The 25,565-nt window shown below is 60.6% G+C and carries 26 protein-coding genes; 7 read left to right on the top strand and 19 right to left on the bottom strand.

What is annotated here, in order from left to right; translation table 11 throughout:
• Positions 1-340: 340 nt before the first annotated feature.
• The 16 genes from EV561_RS15485 to EV561_RS15410 form a co-directional block, all read right to left on the bottom strand.
• A complete protein-coding gene (locus EV561_RS15485) occupies positions 341-1,177 on the bottom strand; it encodes an EamA family transporter (protein ID WP_132522961.1) in 837 nt (278 codons plus the stop codon).
• Positions 1,178-1,342: 165 nt separating this feature from the next.
• Positions 1,343-2,170 (bottom strand): sugar phosphate isomerase/epimerase family protein, encoded by an 828-nt coding sequence (locus EV561_RS15480; RefSeq protein WP_132522959.1) that lies wholly within the window; start codon positions 2,168-2,170, stop codon positions 1,343-1,345.
• Positions 2,171-2,216: 46 nt separating this feature from the next.
• Positions 2,217-3,638 (bottom strand): mannitol dehydrogenase family protein, encoded by a 1,422-nt coding sequence (locus EV561_RS15475; RefSeq protein WP_132522957.1) that lies wholly within the window; start codon positions 3,636-3,638, stop codon positions 2,217-2,219.
• A 2-nt stretch (positions 3,639-3,640) separates the two neighbouring features.
• Positions 3,641-4,837: a mannonate dehydratase gene (gene uxuA, locus EV561_RS15470; RefSeq protein ID WP_132522955.1), complete on the bottom strand. Its 1,197-nt coding sequence runs from the start codon at positions 4,835-4,837 to the stop codon at positions 3,641-3,643.
• Between the two features lie 47 nt (positions 4,838-4,884).
• A complete protein-coding gene (locus EV561_RS15465; protein WP_132522953.1) occupies positions 4,885-5,667 on the bottom strand; it encodes an amino acid ABC transporter ATP-binding protein in 783 nt (260 codons plus the stop codon).
• A complete protein-coding gene (locus tag EV561_RS15460; protein ID WP_132522951.1) occupies positions 5,664-6,323 on the bottom strand; it encodes an amino acid ABC transporter permease in 660 nt (219 codons plus the stop codon). The genes EV561_RS15465 and EV561_RS15460 overlap by 4 nt, the downstream gene beginning before the upstream one ends.
• On the bottom strand, positions 6,320-6,985 hold the full coding sequence (locus EV561_RS15455) for an amino acid ABC transporter permease (RefSeq protein WP_132522949.1): 666 nt from the start codon (positions 6,983-6,985) through the stop codon (positions 6,320-6,322). The genes EV561_RS15460 and EV561_RS15455 overlap by 4 nt, the downstream gene beginning before the upstream one ends.
• A 94-nt stretch (positions 6,986-7,079) precedes the next feature.
• Complete coding sequence (locus EV561_RS15450; protein WP_207910541.1) at positions 7,080-7,916, bottom strand: transporter substrate-binding domain-containing protein; 837 nt, start codon at positions 7,914-7,916, stop codon at positions 7,080-7,082.
• Between the two features lie 23 nt (positions 7,917-7,939).
• Complete coding sequence (locus tag EV561_RS15445) at positions 7,940-8,665, bottom strand: GntR family transcriptional regulator (RefSeq protein ID WP_207910540.1); 726 nt, start codon at positions 8,663-8,665, stop codon at positions 7,940-7,942.
• A 343-nt stretch (positions 8,666-9,008) separates the two neighbouring features.
• Complete coding sequence (locus EV561_RS15440) at positions 9,009-9,302, bottom strand: hypothetical protein (RefSeq protein WP_132522947.1); 294 nt, start codon at positions 9,300-9,302, stop codon at positions 9,009-9,011.
• Between the two features lie 117 nt (positions 9,303-9,419).
• A complete protein-coding gene (locus EV561_RS15435) occupies positions 9,420-10,235 on the bottom strand; it encodes an aldo/keto reductase (protein WP_132522945.1) in 816 nt (271 codons plus the stop codon).
• Positions 10,236-10,240: 5 nt separating this feature from the next.
• Complete coding sequence (locus EV561_RS15430) at positions 10,241-11,074, bottom strand: carbohydrate ABC transporter permease (RefSeq protein WP_132522943.1); 834 nt, start codon at positions 11,072-11,074, stop codon at positions 10,241-10,243.
• Entirely contained in the window at positions 11,071-11,928 is an 858-nt protein-coding gene (locus EV561_RS15425; protein WP_132522941.1) for a sugar ABC transporter permease, read from the bottom strand. Before EV561_RS15425 ends, EV561_RS15430 begins: the two co-directional genes overlap by 4 nt.
• 54 nt (positions 11,929-11,982) lie before the next feature.
• On the bottom strand, positions 11,983-13,194 hold the full coding sequence (locus tag EV561_RS15420) for a sugar ABC transporter substrate-binding protein (protein ID WP_132522939.1): 1,212 nt from the start codon (positions 13,192-13,194) through the stop codon (positions 11,983-11,985).
• A 207-nt stretch (positions 13,195-13,401) separates the two neighbouring features.
• Positions 13,402-14,571, bottom strand: a complete 1,170-nt coding sequence (locus EV561_RS15415) for a mandelate racemase/muconate lactonizing enzyme family protein (protein ID WP_132522937.1) — start codon at positions 14,569-14,571, stop codon at positions 13,402-13,404.
• 27 nt (positions 14,572-14,598) lie between these two features.
• Positions 14,599-15,294 (bottom strand): dimethylmenaquinone methyltransferase, encoded by a 696-nt coding sequence (locus tag EV561_RS15410; RefSeq protein ID WP_132522935.1) that lies wholly within the window; start codon positions 15,292-15,294, stop codon positions 14,599-14,601.
• A 165-nt stretch (positions 15,295-15,459) separates the two neighbouring features.
• Here EV561_RS15410 and EV561_RS15405 point away from each other — a divergent pair, with 165 nt between their 5' ends.
• From EV561_RS15405 to EV561_RS15380, 6 genes are all read left to right on the top strand, one after another.
• Positions 15,460-16,242 (top strand): IclR family transcriptional regulator, encoded by a 783-nt coding sequence (locus EV561_RS15405; RefSeq protein ID WP_132522933.1) that lies wholly within the window; start codon positions 15,460-15,462, stop codon positions 16,240-16,242.
• A gap of 24 nt (positions 16,243-16,266) precedes the next feature.
• The gene (locus EV561_RS15400; RefSeq protein WP_132522931.1) at positions 16,267-17,463 is read left to right on the top strand and encodes a mandelate racemase/muconate lactonizing enzyme family protein; all 1,197 of its coding nucleotides are present in this window, start codon (positions 16,267-16,269) and stop codon (positions 17,461-17,463) included.
• Between the two features lie 185 nt (positions 17,464-17,648).
• Positions 17,649-18,524, top strand: coding sequence for a sugar ABC transporter permease (locus EV561_RS15395; RefSeq protein WP_132522929.1), 876 nt, complete (start codon positions 17,649-17,651; stop codon positions 18,522-18,524).
• Positions 18,521-19,429 carry a carbohydrate ABC transporter permease gene (locus EV561_RS15390; RefSeq protein WP_132522927.1) on the top strand — a complete coding sequence of 303 codons (909 nt, stop codon included), beginning with the start codon at positions 18,521-18,523 and terminating at the stop codon, positions 19,427-19,429. Before EV561_RS15395 ends, EV561_RS15390 begins: the two co-directional genes overlap by 4 nt.
• A gap of 4 nt (positions 19,430-19,433) precedes the next feature.
• Positions 19,434-20,537, top strand: a complete 1,104-nt coding sequence (locus EV561_RS15385; RefSeq protein ID WP_132522925.1) for an ATP-binding cassette domain-containing protein — start codon at positions 19,434-19,436, stop codon at positions 20,535-20,537.
• A gap of 41 nt (positions 20,538-20,578) precedes the next feature.
• Positions 20,579-21,826 (top strand): ABC transporter substrate-binding protein, encoded by a 1,248-nt coding sequence (locus EV561_RS15380; protein ID WP_132522923.1) that lies wholly within the window; start codon positions 20,579-20,581, stop codon positions 21,824-21,826.
• A gap of 83 nt (positions 21,827-21,909) precedes the next feature.
• Here the strand turns inward: EV561_RS15380 and EV561_RS15375 are convergent, their stop codons facing one another.
• Both EV561_RS15375 and EV561_RS15370 read right to left on the bottom strand, forming a co-directional pair.
• On the bottom strand, positions 21,910-22,353 hold the full coding sequence (locus EV561_RS15375; RefSeq protein ID WP_132522921.1) for a VOC family protein: 444 nt from the start codon (positions 22,351-22,353) through the stop codon (positions 21,910-21,912).
• Between the two features lie 3 nt (positions 22,354-22,356).
• Positions 22,357-22,791 carry a VOC family protein gene (locus EV561_RS15370; protein WP_132522919.1) on the bottom strand — a complete coding sequence of 145 codons (435 nt, stop codon included), beginning with the start codon at positions 22,789-22,791 and terminating at the stop codon, positions 22,357-22,359.
• A gap of 256 nt (positions 22,792-23,047) precedes the next feature.
• Between EV561_RS15370 and EV561_RS15365 the strand changes: the two genes are divergently transcribed.
• Positions 23,048-23,911, top strand: a complete 864-nt coding sequence (locus EV561_RS15365) for an IclR family transcriptional regulator (protein ID WP_165927813.1) — start codon at positions 23,048-23,050, stop codon at positions 23,909-23,911.
• 380 nt (positions 23,912-24,291) lie between these two features.
• Here EV561_RS15365 and EV561_RS15360 read toward each other — a convergent pair whose 3' ends face one another.
• Positions 24,292-25,470, bottom strand: a complete 1,179-nt coding sequence (locus EV561_RS15360) for an MFS transporter (RefSeq protein ID WP_132522915.1) — start codon at positions 25,468-25,470, stop codon at positions 24,292-24,294.
• Positions 25,471-25,565: the final 95 nt, after the last annotated feature.

Below are 25,565 nucleotides of genomic sequence, written 5' to 3'. Positions count from 1 at the left end.
CGCTTGTTGAGCGGGACTAAAGCACTAATGCATCAATATATCAATAGCATCGGCACGACATTGACCTCCATGTTCGCCAACGATCCTAGCTTGTCTCAGACAGGCAAAATCCGCCTATCTGATTTTCATAGCCACTGTCATGGTTTTGCGGGCGATCTCTCGCGTTGGCGGTTTGGGATTGTCGCATGTTTATGCAGGCGATCCCGACACGCAAAAATGTACGAGAGCGAATTTCGGCTGGATATCCAAGCCCCTGAAGAACCTTTTCGATATCGTGATCGCGCTCTTCGATCACCAGGCCCGGTAGACCTGCTTTGCCGGTTGTAGACGGCGCCCGGCTTTAGGCGATCTTCAACAACAATACGCCGAGAGCGATGATGATGGCCGCAATGCAGCGCGTCAGCGTTGCCTTTTCCTTCAGGACCGTGACCGAGATGATCAACGCAAAGACAATCGCCGTCTCGCGCAATGCCGCGACGGTGGCGACCGGCGCTCTCGTCATTGCCCAGAGTGCGGCGCCATAGGAGGCTATCGATCCGGCCCCGCCGATCAGACCGCGCCACCAGTTGCGACGGACATGTTGCGCGACAGCGAGCGTGCCGCGCCGCGAGAACGCCCAGGCGAACAGCAGGATTGGCGGCAGCAGCGACATCCACAGCGTATAGGAGATGGCGTTGCCCGACAGTCGGGCGCCGACGCCGTCGACATAGGTATAGGATGCGATCACACAGGCATTGACCAGCGCCAGCATTATTGCGTGTCGGCTGCCATTCCGTGCCTCAAAGGCGAGGGTCAGAATCCCGGCACAGATCGTCAACGTGCCGGCCCATGCCGCGAAGGACAGCGTTTCTCCGAGTATAAGGCCGCTGGTCGTCGCTATGAGAAGCGGCGCGCCACCGCGCATCAACGGATAGACAAGGCCGATATCGCCTGCCCTGTAGGCTCCGGCAACCAGCTGAAAATAAGCAAATTGCAGGATGGCAGATGCTGCGATGAACCACCAGGCTGCCGGCTGGGGCAATGGCAGGAGCGGCAGGAACGGTAGCGCCGTGATTGCTCCGCCGGCCGATATCAGGCTGGCGTCCAGCGACTTATCCGTCCCGGCCTTGATGATGGCGTTCCAGGTCGCGTGCAGCAGTGCGCCGAAGAGAACGAGAAGGACAATGTCGAGGGGCAAGATGGGACAGCCTAGGGGTGAGCGCCGGAGAGCGAATGGCGTCACACAACTGTCATAAATCGTTCTTCTCGGTCAAGACCCCTATCTCTCGCATTGCCAGGCAGGGTGGATTATTCCGGCTGATCCATTGAGGAGGGCTTCAAGCGGAAGACCCGAATACCGGTCTTACACCGCGTTGGCGCTATCGGCGACCTCGTCGCCGTTCGAAAACAGCGGGCGCCAGGCCGAGACGCCCCGTGCGACATCCGGTCCGCTGACGGCGCTCGAAAACGCTTCGGCGCCGATGATTTCGCTGTAATCATTCTCCTTTAGGAAACGCAGCATCGGTCCGAAATCGATCGCGCCGCGATCCAGAAGACCGCGGTCGTTCTGGTCCAGTTCGAAGTATTTCAGGTAGGGCAGGGCGCGCTTCAGCGCCGCCATCATGTCCGTTTCTTCCATGTTCATATGAAACGTGTCGAGATGGAGGAACAGATTGTCCGAACTGCTCATTTTCAGGAAGGCCACGGCGTCGGCCACCGTATTGAACATGCTGGTCTCGTAGCGATTGAGGATTTCCATCGCGAGGCGCACGCCCATGGTCTTTGCTTCCGCTGCCAGGATGGCGAGCGCCTCGGCGGCGGCTTTACGGTTCTCATCGGTCGCGGCGTTCCCCGCCTTGCCAAAGAGGCCGTAGATGATCCCTCCCATGTGATAGGCACCCATGTCACGGGCGAGCCTCAGCGAGGCCCGGTGCCGGTCCATGCCACGCCTGCGGATCTCAGGATCGAGGCTGGAGATGTCGGCATCGGCAATCTGGGTGGCTGTGGCGACAGGCGTCAGATCGTGCGACCCGAAAATTCGTGCGATGTCCGCTGGATGGATCGTCGAATGATCGCGCATCGGGATGACGACGTGGTTGAACCCCTTTGCTGCTGCCTTGGGCGCCACATCTCCCGCTGCCTTGGGGGTCCAAACCTTGATCCAGGCATAGGAATGGATGCTCTTCTTCATGGAAAATCCTCTCATGCCCGCTGATCGCGCCGCGCTTCTATGGGAACTAGCGGTTCAACTCGGTCGCAATGGCTGTCATCTCGTCGCGCACGGCGGATTGCCACAACGGATTGTCCTTCAACACAGCGGGAAAGAGACCCGGCAGATCGAGGAAAGGCAAAAGCGGATCGCCTTTATTTCCAGCCCCCTGGGCTGCCGCGAGCAGCTCGGCCGCGCGGGGGTCGTTGAGACTGTCCTGCCGCAAGATGAAGGTCAGCCAGAGGGCCGTCACAAAGGCGAAACTTGTAATCTCGCCGCCAGCCGAAAGCATGTCCACGGTCGGCGCAAAGATGCGCTGCGGCATTTTCTGGGTCCCGTCCATCGCAATCTGCGCTGTCCGATGGGCGATTGCAGGGCTTGCGAAACGCGTAAGCAATTGCTCGATATAGCCGCTGATCTCGATGCCGGGAACGGGATCAAGGGTTTTCGCCGCGGCCTCCATGTGACGGCGCACCCGCGCGGCGTGAGCCGGCACGGCCATCACGTCTCGGACATAGTCGAGGCCGTGCAACTGGCCGAGATAGGCAATCAGGGAATGCGCGCCGTTGAGAAGACGCAGCTTCATCTTCTCATAGGGCGCAACGTCCTTGACGAAGAGCGCGCCCGCTGACTCCCAATCGGGTCGTCCCGACACGAAGTGATCCTCGATCACCCACTGGGTAAACTCTTCCGATTCCAGCGCCAGCCGGTCCTCCGCGCCGAGCAGTGCTGCGGCGCGATCCCGGGTTTCCTGCGTTGCGGCCGGAACGATCCGGTCGACCATCGTATTGGGGAAGGCGCCCTCCTGCTCGATCCATTCCGCAAGAGCTGCATCGCGGGTCCTCGCCATGTCCAGAACGAGCCGCTTCACGACATCGCCGTTCGACGGAAGGTTGTCGCAGCAGAGCACCGTGAAGGGCTTTTCTCCGGCACTTCGGCGGCGAGCGAGGCCCTCGACGACATAGCCGATCGCCCCCACGGGACTTTCCGGCGACTGGAGATCGTGCGCTATGGCTGGATGATTGGGATCAAGACCGCCGCTCGCGGCATCGAGCCCATAGGCCTTTTCGGTCACAGTCAGGCTGACGATGCGGATACGGGGGTCTGCGAGATGGTCGAGGACGGCTTGAGGATCGACGGATGCCGCATGGGCGCTAATGATCGATCCGACGATGCGGATGCTGTCGCCCTCGGCCCCCCGCGTCGTGACAGAATAGAGCATGTCCTGGGTTTCGAGGTCGTCGACGATCTCGCGGGAACGCAGGCTGACCCCGACGATGCCCCAATCGCCGCCTGATTTTGCCATTGCGTCTTCGGTATAGATCGCCTGGTGGGCGCGGTGAAAGGCACCGATCCCGATATGCAGGATGCCGGGCTTGATCCTGGCCTGGTCCAGGGCGGATGTCTTGATGGCGCCGGAAAGCAGGGCGTGTTTTGAAAGTCTCTGCAAGGCTATTGTATCCCGTGGGATGAGTGGGTGAGGGCACGTTCGATGCCGCGAAGCTCGGCTAGCCCCTTCAGACGGCCGATGGCAGGATAGCCCGGCTGCGCGCCACGGGTCAGGTCGTCGAGAATTTCCTGGCCGTGATCCGGGCGCATCGGAATCTGATGATCAGCACGGCCTTCCGCCTTGCGGCGCTTCTCTTCTTCGAGAACGGCTGCGATGACCGCCACCATGTCCGTGTCGCCTTCAAGGTGTTCGTCCTCGAAGAAGGAGCATGGCGTGCCTGCGTCCTCGCGGTGGACGTTGCGCAAATGAAGGAAGTGGATGCGTGGCGCGAGTTTGCGGATCATCGACGGCAAATCGTTGGCCGAACGGGCGCCGAGCGAGCCAGTGCAGAAAGTGACGCCGTTTGCCTTGAGATCGACCGCCGAAAGCATGGCCTCGTAGTCTTCCAGCTTGGAGAGAATGCGTGGCAGCCCAAGTAGCGGCCACGGTGGGTCGTCGCCATGGGCACAAAGCCGCATTCCGAGTTCTTCGGCAACAGGCGCTGTTTCCGACAGGAAGTTGACGAGCCGGGCATGCAGTGCTCCGGCGTCCACACCGGCATAGCGCTTCAGATGCGCGCGAAGTTCCTCGAGCGAGTAGACATCGGTCGAGCCAGGCAGACCGGCCCCGACATTCCTTGAAATGGCGAGCTTTTCGTCATCGCTCATCGCCATGAAACGCTCAGTTGCCTTTTCCACCAAGGCGGGCTCGTAGTCGTGGGCAGCGTCAGACCGTTTCAGGACATGCAGATCGAAGGCGACGAAATCGACCAGGTCGAAGCGCATCGTCCTTGCGCCATGACGTGTCGTCCAGCGCAGATCCGTGCGGGTCCAGTCGAGCACGGGCATGAAATTGTAGCAGACTGTTTCGATGCCGGCCTTTTGCAGGCGACGTAGCGTTTCCTTCCAGGCAGCGATATGAGCCTTGAACTCGCCGGTGCCGCTCTTGATGTCCTCGGAAATCGGAATGCTCTCGACGATCTCCCAGGTGAGCCCGCCGGCTTCGATTTCCTTCTGCCGCTTGGCGATCTCGTCTTCGGGCCAGGCCGTGCCAGTCGGGACGTGATGCAGGGAGCTGACGATGCCCTGCGCACCGGCTTGCGCGGCGTCTCTGACACTGACCTTGTCAACAGGTCCAAACCATCGCCACGTATGTCTCATTCCAATATCTCCAAATCTCAAAATTCCTGTGCGACCGGTGCTTTCAGCTAGCCGTTCCAGCCGAGGTGGCTGAGGAAATCACGCGTCCGGTCGGCCTGCGGGTGATCGAATATCTGGGCCGGTGGACCCTGTTCGACGATGCTGCCCTTGTCGAAAACGATAACCCAGTCGGCCACGCGCCGGGCAAAGGTCATCTCGTGGGTGACGACGATCATCGTCATGCCTTCCTCGGCCAGCCGCTTCATCACGTTCAACACTTCGCCGATCGTCTCGGGATCGAGCGCCGAGGTCGGTTCGTCGAAAAGCATGACCTCGGGTTCCATGGCAAGCGCGCGGGCGATTGCGACGCGCTGCTGCTGGCCACCTGACAGGTTGGCGGGGTATTTGTCCGCCTTATCGGACAGGCCGACCTTTTCCAGGAGGGCGACGGCGCGACGGCGTGCCTCCTCTTCGGAGATCTTGAGAACGGTTAGCGGGCCGACGGTGATGTTTTGAAGAACCGTCTTGTGAGGGAAGAGTTCGAAATTCTGGAAGACCATTCCCATGCGCCGGCGCACGCGGCGTATGTCGGCCTTGGCGGTCGGAAGCGGCTTTCCGTCGAAATACAACTCGCCGCCATTGATGCTTTCGAGAGCGTTTGTTGTGCGCAGAAGCGTCGATTTTCCCGACCCCGAAGGGCCGATCAGGCAGACGACTTCCCCCTTGTTGACGCGCGCGGTCACGGAGCCGATCGCAACGAATTCGCCGTAGAGCTTGCGGATCGCGCGATACTCCACGACCGGGGTCTGGCCGGCGTTCTTGCGGCTCTCAAGTTCTGTAGCCAAGGTCATTCCTTCACTCCCCATTTCCTGTAGATGACATCGACCAGCTTTGCCTGCGGGTAGCCGAGCACCCAGTAGATCGCCGCCATCGCGGTCAGTACTTCCAGCACGCGATAGGTCTGCGAGCGTATTTCAAGCGCCGTATGGGCGAGATCGCCGACCGCGATGACAGACACCAGCGACGTATCCTTGAAGAGAGACACCCAGGTGCTGGCAAGCACTGGCAGGACTCGCCTGGCCGCCTGCGGCAGGACGATCTTCAACATTGCTTCGGTATGGCTCATGCCAAGCGCGAGCGCCGCCTCCATCTGCCCCTTGCGGATGGAGTTTATGCCGCCGCGGAACGTCTCGGCGTTGTAGGCCGAAACGTTGAGCGCTAGGGCAAGCAAGGCGGTTGCGAAGGCCGAGATCGTCACGTCGGTAAAGACGGGCAGCACGTAGAAGGTCCAATAGATCAGAAGAATGATCGGGACATTTCTGAAGAATTCGACGAAGCACGCGCTCAAGCCGCGGAGGATGACGTTTCCGGACAACCGCATCAGCGCCAGGACGACACCGCCAGGGATGGCGATCAGCATGGTCAGAACCGTCAGCAGGACCGTGACCAAAGTCCCTTGCGCCAGCGCACCGGAATATTGCCAGACGACACTCCAATCGAGAGTCATGAGCGCCCCCTGTAGGAAACTTTCTGGTAGAGGTGGTCGATCAGCCGGGTCGTCGGGAACAGGATCAGGAAATAGACGACCATGATGACCGTGAAGACCTCCATCGGCCGAAAACTCTGGCCGGAAACCGTTTCGGCGCGCTTCATCAATTCAGGAACGGCGATGACGGCGGCGATCGCCGTGTCCTTGATCGCGATCGAAATAATCGAGCCGATCGACGGCAACATGCGCACGAAGGCCTGCGGCAGGATGATCTTGGCGACGACCTCGGCCTGAGACATGCCGAGCACCAGGCCGGCCTGTGTCTGGCCGGGGCGGACCGAGCCGATACCGGCGCGGACGATCTCGGCGACATAGGCGGAGATATGGAACGTCAGCGACACCAGCGCGGCCCAGAAGGGCGGCAGGTTCAAGCCGGTGACGAGCGGCAATGCAAAATAGATCCAGACGAGCACGACGAGGACCGGAACGGCGCGCATCGAGTCGATGTAGAAGACGAGCGGAGTGGCGAGCCAGCGCGGGCCGTAGATGCGGCCGAGCCCGACCAACGTGCCGAAGACGAGGCTCAATGCGACGGTCAGCAGGCTGAGCGCGATCGTCAGGCCAAGCCCGCCCAGGAGATATAGCCGGCTGTCCCAAACGGCCGAGAAGTCGAAATCCATGACGCAGTTCTCCGTGCCCGCGCTTTGGCGCGGGAACATGCTTGCGGAGGTGGGGGAAGCGTCCGCGACCTTTGGATCGCGGACGCGGGTGTCCTTACTTCATCGTGTCGACGATGCGCGCCTCGTCGGCGGTGAGCTTCGGCTGCATTTCCTTTTCGACGGCGTTCAGCCAGTCAAGGAAGGCCGGCTGGCCCTTGTCGATCGCAAGACCGACGGGTGCTGCCTTTTCAGACGAATCCTGGCAATTGTTTTCCTTGGGCAGCGCGGCCAGGCCCGGTACCTTCTTGTTCAGCAACACCCACTGGATGCGGTTGATCGGGGCGACGTCGGCGCGCTTGGCCATGATTTCCTCGATCGGCGCAGGCGCGCTCGAAGAGGTGACGCCGCGCAGCTTGGCCTTGGGGAAACGCTCCTTCACCCAGTCTTCCTCCGCGCCGCCGATGAAATAGGCGACGGTGACATCAGGGCTGTTGATCGCATCGATCGAAGCCGCGTCCGCGAGCTTCTTGTTGTCCTTGCGACCGAAGATGCAGATGCTGGTCTTCGAATAGAGGACGAAATCGACGACCTTCATGCGTTCCGGCGTTTCGGCAAGCGGCGTAATGCTGAGGTCGACCTGGTTCGAGGCAAGGACAGGGACCTTCGTTTCATGGCTGACCGGAATTGGCTGGAGCTTCACGCCCAGCTCCTTTGCATATTCCTGAGCAAGCAGCCATGCAGGGCCTTCCCAAGGCTCGCCGGAGCCGGTCGTGTTCTCAACGAGCCAGGGCGTGTTGGCGAGCACGCCGACACGCAGAACGCCAGACTTCTTGATGGCATCGATGCGAGGGCTGGCGCCCGGTGCCGGCACATCGGCTGAGAAAGCCGCTGTCCCGAAGCCAACGATGGACACAGCGAGTGTCAGTGCCGATATCAATTTCGAACCAAACAAGATTTTTCCTCCCAATTCAAAGGTTATGGTGTCGATTTGGCTGATGACTGTTGGCCGAGATGGCCTTCAAAGAGCTCGGGCTTGTTTACGGCCAAGCGCTCGATGGTCAGGAAGACGGATTGCAGATGCTCACGCATCGCGGCCTCGGCGCCGGCCGCATCGGCCTCGATCACGCGGGCTGCGATGACTTCGTGCTGCTCGAATATGCGGTTGAGCCAGTCGCCGCTTTCCAGCGAAAGATAACGGACGCGGTCGAGCTGGGCCTTGACGCCCTGGATGAGATCCCAGATCGCCGGATAGCCGCCAAGGCCGATCAGGTAGGTATGCATCCTGTCGTCGGCGTCGAAGAAGCGCTCAAGGTCATTGTCGCGTATTGCGCGCTTCTGCAGTGTCAGAAGATCCTGCAGTTCGTCGGCCGCGCGGACATTCATGTTCGCGGTCGCCAGAACGATCGTCCGGCATTCCAGCGTCTCGCGAACGAACTGACTGTCATAGACGGCGCGCAGCTGGATTGGGGCAACGAATGTCCCCACCTGCGGCACGATCCTCAGGAGGCCTTCATCGGCAAGCCGCCGGAAGACTTCGCGTACCGGTGTGCGGCTGACGCCCAGCTGTTCGGACAGCTGAACCTCGGAGATTGCTGTGCCCGGCATAAGCTCCGCCAGCATGATGCGGTGGCGCAGCGCGGAATAAATCTCGCGGGCGGCCGGACCGGATCTCTGCAGCGTGATGTCGGTGATCTTGGGCATTAACGTCATCTCTTCTTGTATACTAGTAAGCAAGTTGGTTTTTGCTGTCAAGCGATAGGGCGATATGCCGGATAGTTGCGCCATTGCGCAATTCCGCACCGTGACTGGATATGAAGGGTTGATTGGCTCAAGCCCGGCGTAAGTGAACGACCGGACGGTACGCGCGAAAGCGGCCGGGGAGGTTTGGCGACTTGCTGAGAAAACAAATAAGACGCACCGATGGGATCGGACATATCGCCAGTATCTGAGCGAATGACGAGTATCCGCTCGGACGTGCTGAGCCCAAGATTCCGCCGCTTCGGTTTCGCGGCAACGGACGCTATGAATAGTAGTGTCGCTGGGTCTATGCCGCGATTAGCTCGTCAAAATCCTTCAGACGCCGTGCCGCCGCCTCGGACAACTCGTTCCAAATGTGGCCGAGCTGATCGGTGACGAGCGCAAACGACGATGGCGCTCCGTCGGCCGCTATATTGGCCTGGATCATGTCGAGCTTGGAGCGAATTGAGGCAATCTCAGTCAGCAGGCGTGTGCACTGATCGAAAGAAAGGCCCGGGTGAGACAATATACGAGGCACCAGTTGGACAGCGCGTCTGGCTCTGTCTGCATGCTCCATCAGAAGTCTATTCCAATCCATCATACACCCCACCTTGCACGATGGTGGCATTCAACATTGGGATTGCCGGTGCGGTCAATATCGATACGCACAATTCCCCATAAGATGCGAGGGTGTCTGCAGATCGAGGCTCCCCGGAGATCAATCATCCCAGGCGGGCGATTTGTCCGGATTGATCCGCCGGTAGCCGCGATCGAGCCGGCGGATGTCGGTCATTTCCTGATCGCTGAGCCGGACCTCCAGTCCTTTGAAATTGCCGCGCAGATTTGCTGGGCTGCCGGATGCCGGGATGACGATGTGGCCTTCGGCCATGAGAAAGGCGAGTGCGGCGGCCGATACCGGGCAATCGTGGGCGGCGGCGATCCGCTCCAATGTCACGTCGCCGGAGATCTCGCCTTTGGCGAGCGGCTGATAAGCGGTAAGCTGCAAGCCTATCTTGCGGGCATAGTCGCCCAGGTTCGGCGCCTGCAGATAGGGGTGGATTTCGACCTGGTTGGTGGCGATGGCATCGTTGCCGAGCAGCGCTCGCGTCTTTTCCAAAAGCGCGATCGGGAAATTGGAGACGCCGATCAGGCGGGCGTAACCTTGCTGCTGCGCCTCGGCCAGAGCCGTCACATATTCTTCCAGCGGAACCACGCCGCCGAAGGACGGCCAGTGGATCAACAGCAGGTCCACCTGATCGACGCCGATCGTCTCCAGGCTCTTTCTCACCGACGGCATGAACTTTGTCCTGTCGAGATTGTAGTCCGCAACCTTTGTTGTGACGAAGAGATCACGTCTCGGCAGGCCGGACCGGCGCATGACCTCGCCGACATTTGCCTCGGTATTGTAGGTCTGCGCCGTATCGAGATGGCGGTAACCGATCTCGATCGCCTCAAGCATGGCGGCGATGCCCTCGCTGCCGGTGCGGCCATAAGTGCCGAGGCCGAGCTGAGGAATGGATTTGTCACTCGTCATCGCGGTCATCCCTTGGTTGCGCCGGCCGTCAAGCCGCCGACGAAGAGGTTCTGGAAGAAGAGGAAAAGCAGGGCGATCGGGACGGTCATGACCATCGATGCCGCCATGACACTGCCCCAGTCGGTGTTGAACTCGGTCGAGAATTCGGCAAGCCCGATCGGCAATGTCTTGACCGAGGAGTCCGTCGCGAAACACAGCGCGAAGATGAATTCGTTCCAGGTCGTGACGAAGGCATAGACGATGACGGCAACGAGCCCCGGCGTCGACAACGGCAGCGTAATGCGGAACAGAATGCCGAGCCGGGAGGCGCCGTCGATCGTCGCCGCTTCTTCAAGCTCGACGGGAAGCGCCTTGAAATAGCTGGTCAGCATCCAGACGCTGAGCGGCAGGGTGATGATCATGTAGACAAGGATCAGCCCCCAATAGGTGTTGACCAGGTGCAGATAGCGCAGCGTGATGAACAGCGGCACGATGATCGCCGCGGTCGGCAGCAATTGCCCGATCAGGACAAGCGACTGCAGCAGACGTTTGCCGCGGAAATCGAAGCGGGCGAAGCCATAGGAGGCGAAGATCGCCAGGATCAGGGCGAGCCCTGTCGAACCGACCGAGATGATGACGCTGTTCAGGAAATAGCGCGGAATATTCGAGTTGAAGATGACGTTGACGTAGTTGCCGATCGTCGGCACCGAGGGCAGCCAGTGCGGCGGCACGGTATAGAGTTCGGGCAGTGTTTTGATCGAGGATAGCGCCATCCAGGCGAAGGGAAACAGGCAGACCAAGGCCAGCACGATGGACGAGAGCGCGATCGCCAGAGAGCCGAGGCCGCTTCTTCGTCTCATCGCGCCTCTCCCGGAGTGGCCGAGGACACTTTCAGATAGATCGCCACCAATATCCCGGCGACCACGAAGAAGATTACCGAAAGCGCTGCCGCCTGGTTGAACTGGAAGCTTTCGAAGGCGAGGCGAAAAATCTGGATCGGGGTGATCAGCGTCTTGTTGGCCGGGCCGCCCTTGGTGATCGCATAGATCAGCGTGATGGAATTCAGCCCCCAGATGACGAGAAGCAAGGTCACCGCGACGATGACGGAGCGCACCTGCGGCAGCGTCACGTACCAGACTTCCTCCCAGAACCCGGCCCCATCGACCTTCGCGGCTTCATAGAGTTCCTTCGGAATCGCCTGTAGCCCGGCCAGCACCATGATCGCGACGAAGGGGAAGAGCTTCCAGACATTGATGGCGATCAGGACGGGCATGACCGTGTTGCCATTGGTGAGCCAGCTGATCGGAGCGGGAAGGATGCCCGCGCCGGTCATCATATAGTTGATGATGCCGAACTCGGTGTGGAACATCCATGCCCAGGTGGTCGCGGCGACGATGCCGGGGACGACCCAGGGGATCAGCGTGATGGAGCGCAGCAGCGCCCGGCCGGTGAAATGCTGGTTGAGCAGAATCGCTGCCGCCGTTCCGAGCGTGACCTGAAAGACGATCGAGCCGCCGACGAAATAGATGAGATTGACGAAGGCCTGCCGCGTTACCGGCGGGCGCAGCACATTGACGAAATTGCGCGTCGTCAGCGCCCCATGCGCATCGGTCGCGCTGAGGAAGACGGTATAGGCAATGGGATAGGCGATCAGCATCGCCAGCACGATCATCGCAGGAAGAACGAACAGAAGACCGGTTGACTGGCGACCCATGGATCGACCTTTCCTGTCAGATGGCTGCGGATACGGGCGCCGTTCGATGCCGGCTCAGCTGTCGAGCAGGGCCTGGATCTCCTCGTTTGCCTGGTCCATCGCCGCCTTGGGGTCCTGATCGCCCGAAAGGATCCGCTGCACGCCATCGAAAACGGCCTGCGAGATCTCCACCCAGTGCGGCGTATTCGGCGCCGGGCGGCCATAGGGCAGCATCGCCGCGAATTGTTTCAACATCGGGTCCTGGAAACGCGGCAGCTTCAGCGAAGATGCCCTTGCGGGGAAAGTGTCGGTGAAGAAGCCCTGATTGTCCGACGTATTCAGAAACTGGATGAATTTCTTGGCATCGTCCGGGTTCTTCGCATCCTTGGGGATAACGTAGCTCCAGCCGCCTATGACGCCCGCCGTCTGCTTGCCATCCGGATGAGGCGTCGCCATCGCGCCGAGCTTCAGGTCGGCCTTTGCCTGCATGATGGGCGCGATATCGTATTGCCCGGTCTGGTACATGGAGACCTTGCCGGCAATGAAGAGCTGCCGGTTAGCGATGCCGTCATTCTGCAGGGTCGAGTCCGGTGAATACTTGTTCTTGTAGAAATCCGTATAGAATTTGACCGCGGCCACTGCTTCCGGCGAATTGACGACGGCGCTCTTGCCATCGCCGCTGATGATGTCGCCGCCGTTCATCCAGATCAGCGGCAGCAGGCGCGTGATCGTGTTGCCGACCTCGCCGCCCCCTGTGATCGCCATGCCGAACTTGCCGCCCGTCGTCATCTTCTTGGCGGCATCCATCCATTGATCCCAGGTCTGCGGCGGATTGGCGGGATCGAGGCCTGCGCCAGTGAAGTCGGCGAGATTATAGAGAACGCCGACGCATTCGATGCGATAGGGAATGCCGTAGAGTTTGCCGTCATAGGTGTCGTAGTTGATCGACGCCTTGTTGTAATCGTCCTTGTCCTGGATGACGTCGTCGAGCGGCTGGACGAGATCGGATTGGGCATAGCCTTGTACCCAGGGATGCTGCACCTCAATGACATCGGGAGCGGCGCCCGATTGCAGCGCCGTCAGGATGCGCTGCGGCAGGCCGTTCGAGGTCGTCACTTCCATCTTGATGGTGATGCCGGGATTGGCCTTCTGGAAATCGGCGGCCAATTTCTCGGCGCGCGCCTGGCCCCAATTGGGCGTCCACCAAACCACCTCGCCGGCAAAGGCGCTGCCAGCCATCAATGCAAATGCCGAGACCGTGGCAGCCGCTATCCTCAAACCCTTCATCGCTTGCTCCTCCGTCGCGCGGTCTCAGCGCCGCGCCTGTCTCCTCAATTCACCACTGTCTTGCGCAGGGATCGAGCGGCTGCTCTTTCCGCCCCGGAGGATGCGACCTCCGTTGATCGCGACATCCAATCTCCGTCTGCTTCAATCGTCTTATTCACATTTGAATAATGCAATTTCTCATAGAACTTGGCGCAGTGCCCCGTGGTGTCAATCGCGGGGGTAGGTCGCAGCGCCCGCCGCAACGCCGCTCGTATTCATGCTGCCGTCGAAAAGCGGCACGTTATAGGGCTCGTAGGGATAGCGGGCGCAGGCCTCCTCGATGAGTTCCACGCCGAGCCCCGGCGCGGTGGGCGCAAGGATCGCGCCATCCTCGAATTGCAGCGTCTCGCGCACCAGTTCCTTGCGCCAGGGCACATCGACGGAAACGGTTTCGAAGACGGAGAAATTCGGGATCGCCACCGACATGTGCAGCGTCATCGCGTTCATGACCGGTCCGACGGGATTGTGCGGCGCGACCGGGATCAGATGATGATGCGCCATATGCGAGATGCGCTTCGTCTCACCGAGCCCGCCGGCATGGGAGACGTCAGGCTGAAGGATATCGACGGCCTTCTTGCTCAGCGCCTCCAGGAATTTCCCAGGCTCGAACCAGCGCTCTCCGGCCGCGATCGGCACCGGGCTTGCGGCGCGGACGTCGACCAGCGCATCGATGCTTTCAGGCGGCGTCGGCTCCTCGATCCAGCGCAGATCATAGGGGGCGAGTTCACGGCACATGGCAATCGCCGTCGGCACGTTCAGCCGGCCGTGAACGTCGAGCATCAAGTCGACATCGGGGCCGACCGCATCTCGCACCGCCGCGACGATATCGATCGTCTGGCGCCGCTGCTTCCGATCCATTTCGAGATCGGCGACATCGAAGGGATCCCATTTCAGCGCGCGATAACCCATGGCGACCGCCTTGCGGGCATTGTCCGCATATTGCTCCGGGGTGACCGCGCCGAAGAACCAGTGATTGGCGTAACAGGCGACACGGTCGCGATACTTGCCGCCAAGAAGCTCGAAGACGGGGACGCCGAGCGCCTTGCCCTTGATGTCGAGCAACGCAGCCTCGATCGCCCCCAGCGCGGTACGGAAGACAGCACCCGTGCGCCAATAGGAATCGCGGTGCAGCTGCTCGACGATCGCATCGACGGCAAAGGGATCGCGGCCAATGAGGACGCGCTCCAGCTCTTCCAGCGCGGAGACGATCGTCAGCGTCTTCCACTCGAGCGTCGCTTCGCCCACGCCCTCATAACCTTCGTCCGTATAGAACTTCACGAAGACGAAGTTGGTGCGCGAGACATTGGCGACGAAGACTTTCTGTGCCGTGATCTTCATGCTTCCTCCCAGCCGGCTATCCCGAGCTCAAAGCCGCCCATATTTCGCATAGATGTCGGCGACATCGCCGCCGGCGCGGATCTCGTTGCGCGAGCGGTTCTCGATCGTCGTCATCTCCTCCGCCTTGGCAAGGACGGTGTCCACCTTGTCGGCGGGAATGACGACGACGCCATCCATGTCGCCGAACAGCCAGTCGCCGGGATTGATGCGGATCTGCGCTGTCAGCGTGCCCGTCACGGCGATCGGAACCTCGACACCGCTGATGCGCGTGCGGCCGCGGGACTCGATCGGCGAAAGATAACGGGTAAAGACCGGCCAGTCCTCCATGCCTATCAGGATATTGCCATCGCGAATGCCGCCATCGACCACGACGCCGGTCGCCCCGCGTGCCTTGGAGGCCGTGCTCATCAACTCGCCCCAATGGCCGGCGTTTCGCTCGCCCGCTGCCGATATCAGCACCACGCAGCCGGGATACATGCGACGAAAGAAGGTGAAGGTCTTGACCTCTTCGAGATCATATTCGGCGTCCGTACGCATATCGGCTGTGACAGCGACCGTAAAAGCCGGGCCGGCAATCCGCATCGAGCGGTCGAGCCCTCTGATGCCGAGATCCATGCACTGATTGGGCAGACCCATCTCGTCCATGATGTCGTAGACAGCGGCCGTATAGAGTTTCTTGAACCGCTCGGCCTTGCCGGCGATCTCCCGCGCATGCTCGTCCATGGCTTGCCTCCTCAGGCGGAACGCGCCGCAAGGCCCGCTCCCGGATTACCCGACCTCCATCGGTCAATCCATATTTGAACTTCCTCTGTTCAAGATTGCATGGTAATGGGATGGCGAGAACCTTGTCAATCTCCATCCGGAGCTTGCCTGCGGCAATGATGCGCAATGGACGACGCGAGCGAAACCGGTGCGGCCAAGCACACGATCCCTGTTATCGAGCGGATGATGGACGTGCTCGGCCAGATCGAGCGCCGGCCGAACGGCGCGACGATCCGCGAGCTGACCGCGCAGCTCTCGCTGCCGCGCACGACCGTCTACCGCATCCTCAACACGCTATATGAGCATGACATGGTGCGCCGGGACGATGCCGGCGCCTATCATCTCGGCCGCCGGCTTCTGGCACTCGCCGCCCATGTCGTTGCCGGCGTCAGCGATATCGACCTTGCGAGCCTCGCGCAGCCCTTTCTCGATAAGCTCTCGGCCGATCTCGGCGAAGGCACGAAGCTATCGGTCATCGATCACGAAGGCATTCTCGTCATCGCTGTTTCGCAGGGCCGGCGCGAATATGCGCTGACCGTCGCTCCGGGCCAGCGCATGCCGATCCATGCCGGAGCGGCGAGCAAGCTGCTGCTGGCGCATCTCTCCGCCGACGAACTGGCCATCTGGCTTGCCAAGCCGCTCATCGCCTATACCGCCAAGTCGATCACCGACCCCAGGAAGCTGGCGGCGGAACTCGCCCGCATCAAACGCGCCGGCTGGGCGCAGGATCGCGGCGAGAACGCACCGAGCATCCACGCTTTCGCCGCGCCCGTCTTCGATCGATCGGGCCGGATGGTGGCGGCTGTCAGCGTGCCGTTCCTGGCGGGGGCGGAGCCCGCGCGCATGGAGGAAATCCGCATCGCGGCGATCGATGCCGCCCGCGCCATCAGCGAGGCGATGCCGATCTAGAACAGATTTCAGGGAGGACGAGGAGTGAAGATCGTTGATCTGAAATGCGCCGTCATCGGCAAGAGCCCGATCGTGCGTGTCGTCACCGACGAGGGTATTTCCGGCTATGGCCAGGCGGAAACCTGGAAACCCTATCTGAAGAGCCATATCCTTGCATTCCGCGATGCGCTGATCGGCGAAGATCCTACCGATGTCGAGCGCGTCATGCTGAAGATCCGCCAGCGCGGCGGCTTCAAGCCCTGGGGTTCCGCCGTCAGCGTCATCGAAATGGCGCTCTGGGATGTGGCAGGCAAAGTCGCCGGCGTGCCGGTCTACAAGCTGCTGGGCGGCAAGGTGCGCGATCGCATTCGCGTCTATAACGGTGCGATTCGCTTCCCGATGGCCGGCTATCGGCCGGAGGATTATGCCGACGACCTGAAGAAGATGATGGCCCTACCGGAAGGCTTTTCCATCATCAAACAGCCGATCGGCTTTCATTCTCCCATGAAACGCGAGGTGCCGGGCTTCTACTACGGCGAGCCATCGAGCAGCCCTTTCCATGGCGCACTCGATCGCGGTCCGATCACCGAAAAGGGCCTGCGACATCTCGTGGACTGCGTGGCGGCGATGAAGGAGGTGGCCGGCGACGCGATCGGGCTCGCCCTCGACTGCGGGCCGGGCTGGATGCTGCCCGATGCCATTCGCCTGGCGCGGATGGTCGAGCCCTATCATCTCATGTGGCTGGAGGACCTGATCTCAGGCGACTATACGCCATGGGTCAATGCCGGCGTCTATCGCGAACTGACGCGCGTCAGCACCATACCGATCCACACCGGCGAACAGATCTATCTGCGGCAGAATTTCAAGGAACTTATCGAGACCCATGCGGTCAATATCGTTGGCCCGGATCCGGCCGATGTCGGCGGGATCGCCGAGTTGAAATGGATCGCGGAATATGCCGACCTGCATTCGATCCTGATGGCGCCGCATGGCACGGCGAACGGTCTTCTCGGCCTCGGCGCACTGATCCAGGTCTGCGCCACGCTGCCGAACAATTTCATCGCCTTCGAATACACCACCGGCGATCCCGACTGGTGGTACGAGATCGTCGAAGGCCTGCCGCAGACGATCGTGAAGAATGGCTTCGTCGATATCATCGAGCGGCCGGGCATGGGCGTCGATCTCGTGCCCGAGAAGGCAAAACAGTACCTCACGGAAGACGATCGCGATTTCTTCGACTGAAGCGAATGTCTCGGTGGTAGCCACTCGTCAAACCGGCGCAACCGGGAAACGGGGCCGAAATCCGATTGACATCGCCGGTTTTCGATTCCTATAGTTGGTCCGTTATGAACAAGAGGAAGTTCATATAAAAACTGGTTGCCGGTGTTTCAGAGGAGTGAAGCGCTTGCGGCCAAAGGAGGAGGCTCATGGGAATCCGATGGAGCCGCGTCACCCCGCATCTGGCCGTTGCGCCCGCGGCCTTGCTGACGCTTGTCTTTTTCATTGGGTCCATCGGTTGGACCGTCTATCTTTCGTTTACGGCGAGCCGGCGCTTTCCCGATTATGAACTGGTCGGCTGGAAGCAATATTGGCGACTGTTTCACGATGCCTCCTGGCTCCTGTCGCTGCAGAACCTGGTGATCTTCGCGCTCGGCAGCCTGCTCTCCATCGTCGTCGGCTTCATCCTTGCGGCGCTCATCGACAAGGAAGTGCATGGCGAGGGCATCTTCCGCACGGTCTTCCTCTATCCGCTGGCAGTCTCGCTGATCGTGACAGGCCTCGTCTGGCGCTGGCTGTTCAATCCCGGCCTCGGCGTTGAGAACGTGCTCCACTCCATCGGTTGGCAGAGCGCCTCGTTCAACTGGCTTGCCAGCCAGGACACGGTCATGTTCGGCGTCATTCTCGCCGCCGTCTGGCAATCGACGGGCTTCTTCATGGCGCTGATGCTGTCGGGGCTGAAATCCATCAATTCCGAGATCTGGCAGGCAGCACGGCTCGATGGCGTGCCCTTCTGGCGGCTCTATATCGAGGTGATCATCCCGATGATGAAACTCACCTTCCTGACCTGCATCATCCTGCTCTGCATCGGCGTCGTGAAGGCCTATGACATCATCGTCGCCATGACCAATGCCGGTCCCGGCGGCGCTTCGATCATGCCCGCTTATTTCGTTATCGACGCCTATTGGCAGAAGCAGAATCTCGGCTTCGCCTCGGCCGGCGCGACCGTCATGCTGCTGACGACGCTCGTCCTGTTCCTGCCGCTCGTCATCATAACGGCCATCCGGCAGAGGAAAGCGACATGACGGCCATTCCCGTGACATCGCACTCCGCAAGTCGGACGAAGGCTCGCCGCCGCCCGCTCATCCGACCGCATCGCGTCGTGATCTTCGTTTTCCTGCTGATGGCGGCCGCCTTCTTCGCGGTGCCGCTCTACGTCATCGTCGTCACATCCTTCAAGACAATGGACCAGATCCGCGAAGGCCAGATCTTTTCATGGCCGCATCCATGGACAGTGGATGCCTGGGTCTATGCCTGGACGCAGGCCTGCTCGGGCATGAACTGCAGCGGCGTGCGCGTCGGCTTCGTCAATTCACTCTATATTCTTGCGCCAAGCCTCGTGCTGACCATCTCGTTGTCGATCATCACCGGCTACGGGCTGGCGCTCTGGAACGTCAAATGGGCGAACGGCTTCCTGTTCGTGCTCTTCATCTGCGCCTTCGTGCCCTTCCAGATCATCATGTATCCGCTGATCAAGATCGCGGGCACGCTGCATATCTACGGCACGACATTCGGTATCGCGGTCATTCATAGCGTGCTGTCGCTTCCCTTCTTGACCCTGATCTTCCGAAATTATTTCCGCGGAATGCCGCCGCAGATCATTGCGGCGGCGATGATCGATTCCGGTTCCTTCTGGCGCATCTTCTTCGAGATCGTGCTGCCCATGTCCGGCAACATCATGATCGTCGTGCTGATCCTGATGATCACAGGCATCTGGAACGACTTCCTCGTAGGCCTGACCTTCGGCGCGCAGGACACGCAGCCGATGACGGTAGTGCTCAACAACATCACGGTCACGACGACTGGCGCCAAGAACTATGCCGTCGACATGGCCTCGGCGCTTTTGACCGCGCTGCCGCCGCTCGTCATCTATTTCGTTCTCGGCAAGTTCTTCGTGCAGGGCATTACGGCCGGCGCCATCAAGGGATGAAAGCATGCCATCGATCGCATTCAACAATATCGTCAAGAAGTTCGGCGCGCTGACCGTCATCGAGAACCTGAACCTCAGCATCGGCGACGGCGATTTTCTCGTGCTGCTCGGGCCATCCGGCTGCGGCAAGACGACCCTGCTCAATCTGCTGGCCGGCCTGCTCGAAATCGATGGCGGCGAGATCCTGATCGGCGATCGCGACGTCAGCTATCTTGATCCGAAGGACCGTGGCCTTGCCATGGTGTTCCAGTCTTACGCGCTCTATCCGACCAAGACTGTGCGCGGAAACATGAATTTTGGCCTGTCCTCGCGCGGCATCACCAAGGCGGAAGCAGACCAGCGCATCGCCTGGGCGGCGAAGCTTCTGCAGATCGAGCATCTGCTCGATCGCAAGCCTTCCCAGCTCTCCGGCGGTCAGCGCCAACGCGTCGCGATCGGCCGCGCGCTCGTCAAGCAATATGGCGTCTGCCTATTCGACGAGCCGCTCTCCAATCTCGACGCCAAGCTGCGAAACGAGATGCGCATAGAGATCAAGAAGCTGCACAACCAGCTGAAGAACACCGTCGTCTACGTAACCCACGACCAGGTCGAGGCGATGACAATGGCGACGAAGATTGCCGTGATGAACAAAGGTGTCATCCAGCAGTTCGGTACGCCGGATGAGATCTACAATGAGCCCGCCAACCTCTTCGTCGCCGATTTCGTCGGCTCGCCGGCGATGAACGTGCTCGATTGTACGGTCAAGAGAAATGGAAGCGCTCTTGTCGCCGTGGACGACAAGAGCAATGTCGAGATTGGCCTTGGGCATTATAAGTGGAAGGGCAAGTCGGCCGAGGGCGGCTCGGTGAAGCTCGGCTTCCGCGCCGAGGAATTGCTGACCGAAGAGCGCGGCGATGCGGGCGAGACCATCCGCTTCGATTGCCCGGTCGAATATTTCGAGAAATCCGGCCCCGATGCCTTCGCTTTCCTGACCATGTCCGGCCAGAGCATCGCCGTGCGCATCGATGGTCGTGATGCCAACCGCTATCGCGGGCGCCAAACGCTGCCGGTCTATCTGCCGCTAGACAAGCTGAATGTGTTCGATGCGCCGACGGGCCAGCGGCTTTAGCCGAAGTCCAAATGCCAGAATTTCAACGGGAGGAATGACGCATGAGGAAATGGAAATCTCTGGCGGGGGCATCCCTGCTGCTCGCGGCCACCGCGCTTGCCGGCACCGCGCGCGCCGATGAAGTCGTCGTCTATCATACCTGGTCGAAACCGTCGGAAATCGCAGCACTCGGCGTGTTGCGCGACGCCTGGGCGAAAGATGGGCACCAATGGAAGGATCTCTCCATCGCCCACGATTCCGGCGCCAATGTCAGCCTGATGAACATGATCACCGGCGGCAATCCGCCCGCGATCTTCATGAATTCCGACCCAGGTATCTATCGCGATCTGAACAAGCAGAACCTCGGCGTGCCGCTGACCAAGCTGTTCGACAGCATCGGCGCCACGAAGAACTTTCCGCCCTCCGTCTTGAAGAACATCACCGTCGATGGCGAGATCATGAAGGCGCCGGCGACGGTGCATATCGATGGCATGATTTATTACAACAAGCATGTCGCCGACGCCGTCGGCGTCGATCCGAAATCCTGGAAGTCGCTCGACGATCTTTTCGCTGCCTTCGACAAGGTGAAGGCGGCCGGCTACATCCCGATCGCCCAGGGCGGCGACCAGTTCCAGAAGGCCTATCTGCTGCAGGCGCTGATCGCGGCCGAGGATGGCCCGCAGATCTATGATCGCTTCTACGGCGAAAAGCCTGACAAGAGCGTGATCGACACGCCGGAAATGCGGGCCGCGCTGAAACGCTTCCGCCAGATCGCCGAGCACACCGATCCGGGCTCGCCGAATCGGCAGTGGAACGACACGACCAACCTCGTCATCACGGGCAAGGCGCTGCTGCAGATCCACGGCGACTGGATGAAGGGCGAATTCCTGGCGGCCAACAAGAAGCTCGGCACCGATTTCGATTGCATGAACATTCCCGGCACCAAGGCGGTCGTCGTGACTGTCGATGCCTGGGGCTTCCTCAACACCGGCAATGCCGATACCGCCAAGGCGCAGGAAGACTTCGCCAGGCTCGATGTCGATCCGAAGCTGAATGCGGACTTCGTGTTGAAGAAGGGCGCAAGCCCCGTTCGGACCGACGCCGATACGACCAATCTGGATGCCTGCAACAAGCTGGTGCTGGATACGCTGAAGGACCCGAACAAGCAGGTCTCGAACCCGTTCAATACCGCCGATGCCGATTGGTACCGGACGATCTGGGAAGAGGCCGACAAGTACTGGAGCGACCCGAAGCGCACGGATGACGATTTCATCCATGCGATGCAGGATGCCTACGATCAGATCTTCTGATCGTAGAGTCTTGCTGGCCGTCATCAGCAGAAGGCCGCCCTATCGAGGCGGCCTCCTTGTCCATAGCAACCGTTCGCATCCAGTCAGACGGTTTCTGCGCGGAGCTTCTCGATCGCCTTCAACTGGATGCAGTCAGGCGCCATTTCCATGACCTCGATCTGGGTGCCGTCGGGGTCTTCGATCCAGCCGCCCCGGTTGCCATCGATGCCGATTTTCGTCGGGCGCGGCTGGCTGGGATGAATGCCGACCTTCGCAAGCTCCTCGAACGTTTTGTCAATATCTTCGACCGTGAGGCAAATATGAAAGATGCCAATCACATCCGGGCCGGTCTCCGGCCGCTTCACGCCCTTCGGGAAGAGTTCCAGATATTGGTCGTCGTTGATCCGGAGGTAGACGATCCACGCCTCCCCCTGATCGTTGAGCAGGCGCGTCATCTCGCGAAAGCCGAGCTTCTGGTAGAAGGCCAGCGACTTGTTAAGATCGTTCACGCGCAGGGCGATATGCCCGAGATGTCTGAACAGATCCATGGCTCAGGCCTGTCCCTTGATCCGGCGGATCGCGGCCGTCTGCATGGCATCTGCGCCGAGCTGCATCAGCTCGATGCGATTGCCCTCGGGATCGGCGATCCAGGCCTGGTAATTGTGGTCGACGCCAAGCTTCTTCTCCGCCGTCAGCGTCACGCCGCGCGCCGTAATTTCGGCAATCGCGGCATCGATATCATCGACCTCGAGGCAGAGGTGGTTATAACCGACATTGGCAAAGGGCGGCGCGCTGTCGCCAACGCCGTCGGGGAAGAGCTCGATGAACTGCGTATCGGTGATGCGCAGATAGACGATCCAGAGACGGCCGTCACGCTCCAGCCTGAACATCTCCTCGAAGCCGAGCTTGTTGACGTAGAAATCCATCGACCGCTCGATGTCTTTTACGCTGACCGCAATATGTCCGATCGCTTTCACATTCTTCATTTCACATCCTCCTCGTTGAATTCCTCTGTAGGCCCTGCTCCCCGGGAAACGCGACACTCCTCCGCCGCGCCAAGGCGACCACCGATCAGATCGGACAATTCGTCGCCTTGTTTACATTTGAACTGATACAGGTTCATTTATGAATTTATCGAAATTTTGATGCTGGAGTCAACCGAAACGAGCCGCGATTGCGCGAAAACAAAGCATTGCTTATTGAATGCAAAGCATCGCCCGATCAGGCCAACCAGGGTTCCGAATGAACGAGATCAGTGAAGACGCCTCCCAGAAATATCGCATCCCTGTCATCGAGCAGATGGTGGAGGTCTTCGCGCTTCTGGAACGCACGCCCGAGGGCGCGACGATCCGCGACGTCGTCAAGGCGGTGAAGCTCTCGCGCACGACCGTCTATCGGATGCTGAACACCCTGAGTGCCTATGATTTCGTCCATCGCTCGCCCGCCGGCAGCTATACGCTCGGGCGTCGTCTTCTCACTCTTGCCGCCCATGTGGCGCCGAATGTCGCGAGCTACGATCTGCTGGCGATCGCGCAGCCGCATCTGAACAGGATCTCGGAGCTGACAGGGGAGGGCAGCAAGCTCACGGTTCCATCAGGCGACAATATCCTCGTCGTCGCGGCCGCGCAGGGCCATGGTCAATATGCGCTGACGGCCGCGGCCGGCCAGCGATTGCCTTTCCATGCCGGCGCCGCCGGCAAGGTCCTTCTGGCCTTCTCCGCACAGGAGGATATCGATCGCCGGCTGACCAAGCTCGAGCGCTTCACCAGCCAGACGATTTCCGATCCTGATCGCATGTTGGAAGAGCTGGAACACATCCGCGCCACCGGCTGGGCGCGGGACATGGGCGAGCAGATGTCCGGCGTTCACGCGATCGCCGCTCCGGTGCGCGACTATGAAAACACCGTCATTGCAGCCGTCAGCGTTCCCTTCGTCGCCGGCGTTGACGAGAAGAGGATCGAGGAGATCAGGCGGGCCGTGCTTTCGACGGCGGAGGCCATCACGAAAGAGATTGGCTTGGCCAAGCCTTCGGCCCTTGCCCTCGATGCTGCAGCGCTCGACACGGATGGGCAAGGTGCGTCAGCGAAAAAGAAGCGCGGCAAATAGGAACAACCGCGCCGATCCGCGCGATGAAAGACAAGTCGGTAAGTCCGTTTTCGGTTCGTCGAGGCGGAGGCAGCTGGATCTTCCACGTGAGAGATGATCCTCCATGTCGACGGCGGCATGATCGATGGTCACTGAGCCTCATCGGCGCGAAGGCCCCTCAGCTGACGGCCGACGGCGAGGGGCCAATACGAAGCGCAACTCGCGACAGACTTCGCTCGTCGAGGGACCCACGAAGACATTCATTGCATCAATGCAGCCCAAGGGAGTCCTCCAACGGGCTTTTGATTCCCCACCGCGATTGCATGAGGCTGCTTTCACGATCGGGGAGGGGAAAATGTAGGTTTGATCGCGGTCGCTCTGCGCTTGCCATGGAGGGCTTATCAGGCAGCAGCCACTTCGCTGTTGTGCGAGGTGTTTGCTGCGTTGATGCGCCAGGTCGCCAGTTCGACGATCCCGAAAGCGACCAGTGTCACCGCGCCACCGATGAGGCCGAGATTGTGGGCGCCGATCGTCGGGATGAAGAACGCGCCGAATACGCCGCCGGCGGAAATGCCGAGATAGGTGCAGGATGTATTGAGCGCCAGCACCATCGGCGCGGCATGCGGGGCCACCGTCACAAGTCTATGCTGTTGCGCAACGAGGATGCCCCAGCCGCACGCACCCCAGAGCGCGATCGCAATGGTCGCCGCCGGCAGATTTGCTCCGGCGAGCGGAAGCAACCCGGTGACGACGACGCTGACGACAAGGAGAAGCACAAGAACCCTCCTGTTGCCGACGACGTCGATCAGACGGCCCGCGAGAAGGTTTGATGCAGTGCCATCAAGGCCCCACAGGACAAGCAGGCAGGCAAGCGTGATCGCATTGCCTCCGTGAGCGCGATCAAACACGACCGGGAAGTAGGTGTAGACAACGAAAATTCCCGCCAGATTCAAGAGGGTCCCGACGAGCGTCAGGCTGGCGCGCGGGTCCGTCAAAGGAGCAAAACGCTTGGCGAGCGACACCTTGGGCGAAAGCGGCATGTCGCCGATGAAGGCCTGGACGCCGATGGTGGCGATAGTCGCCAGCACCGCGACAAATACCATGGCCCAGCGCCAATCCACGAAGCTTCCGATGATGGCCCCCATTGGTGAACCAAGAGCGGTCGAAGAGGTCAAACCCGCGACAGCAACGGACAGGGCGTAACCGCGGCGCTCCGGGGCGACCAGCATGGGAGCCGCTCCGGTTGCCGTCGGCGCAAACATTGCGGCTCCAAGCCCTGCGACCGTACGCGTGATCAGCGCGAGCTCGTAGGTTGGGGCGAGGGCGGTAGCAATGTTTGCGAGAACGAAGATTATAAGCCCGGAGATCAGGAGGCGCTTGCGCGGAACGCTGGCGGCCGCTGCGGTCACCAGCGGCGCCAGGACCGCGTAGGTCAACGCAAAGGCCGTGGTCATCTGACCAGCCGCACCGACCGTGACGCCATATGTGTTGGAAATCTGGGGCAGGACCCCGGCTACGATAAAGCCGCCGGTTCCCAGCGAAAACATGCTGAGAGCCAACATAAGAAGGCGCCGATCCATGGCGATACTCCTAAACTGAAATTGTGACGCAGGGATCGTCCCCAGCGAAGTTGCGTCATGAAACCACGCAAAAGAGTTGCTTCACGCAACTGTAT

The organism is Rhizobium sp. BK376 (assembly GCF_004341625.1).
In the GTDB taxonomy this organism is placed as follows: Bacteria; Pseudomonadota; Alphaproteobacteria; order Rhizobiales; family Rhizobiaceae; genus Rhizobium.
The sequence above is the reverse complement of the archived record's forward strand: the minus strand, read 5'-3'. Positions and strand labels throughout refer to the sequence as shown.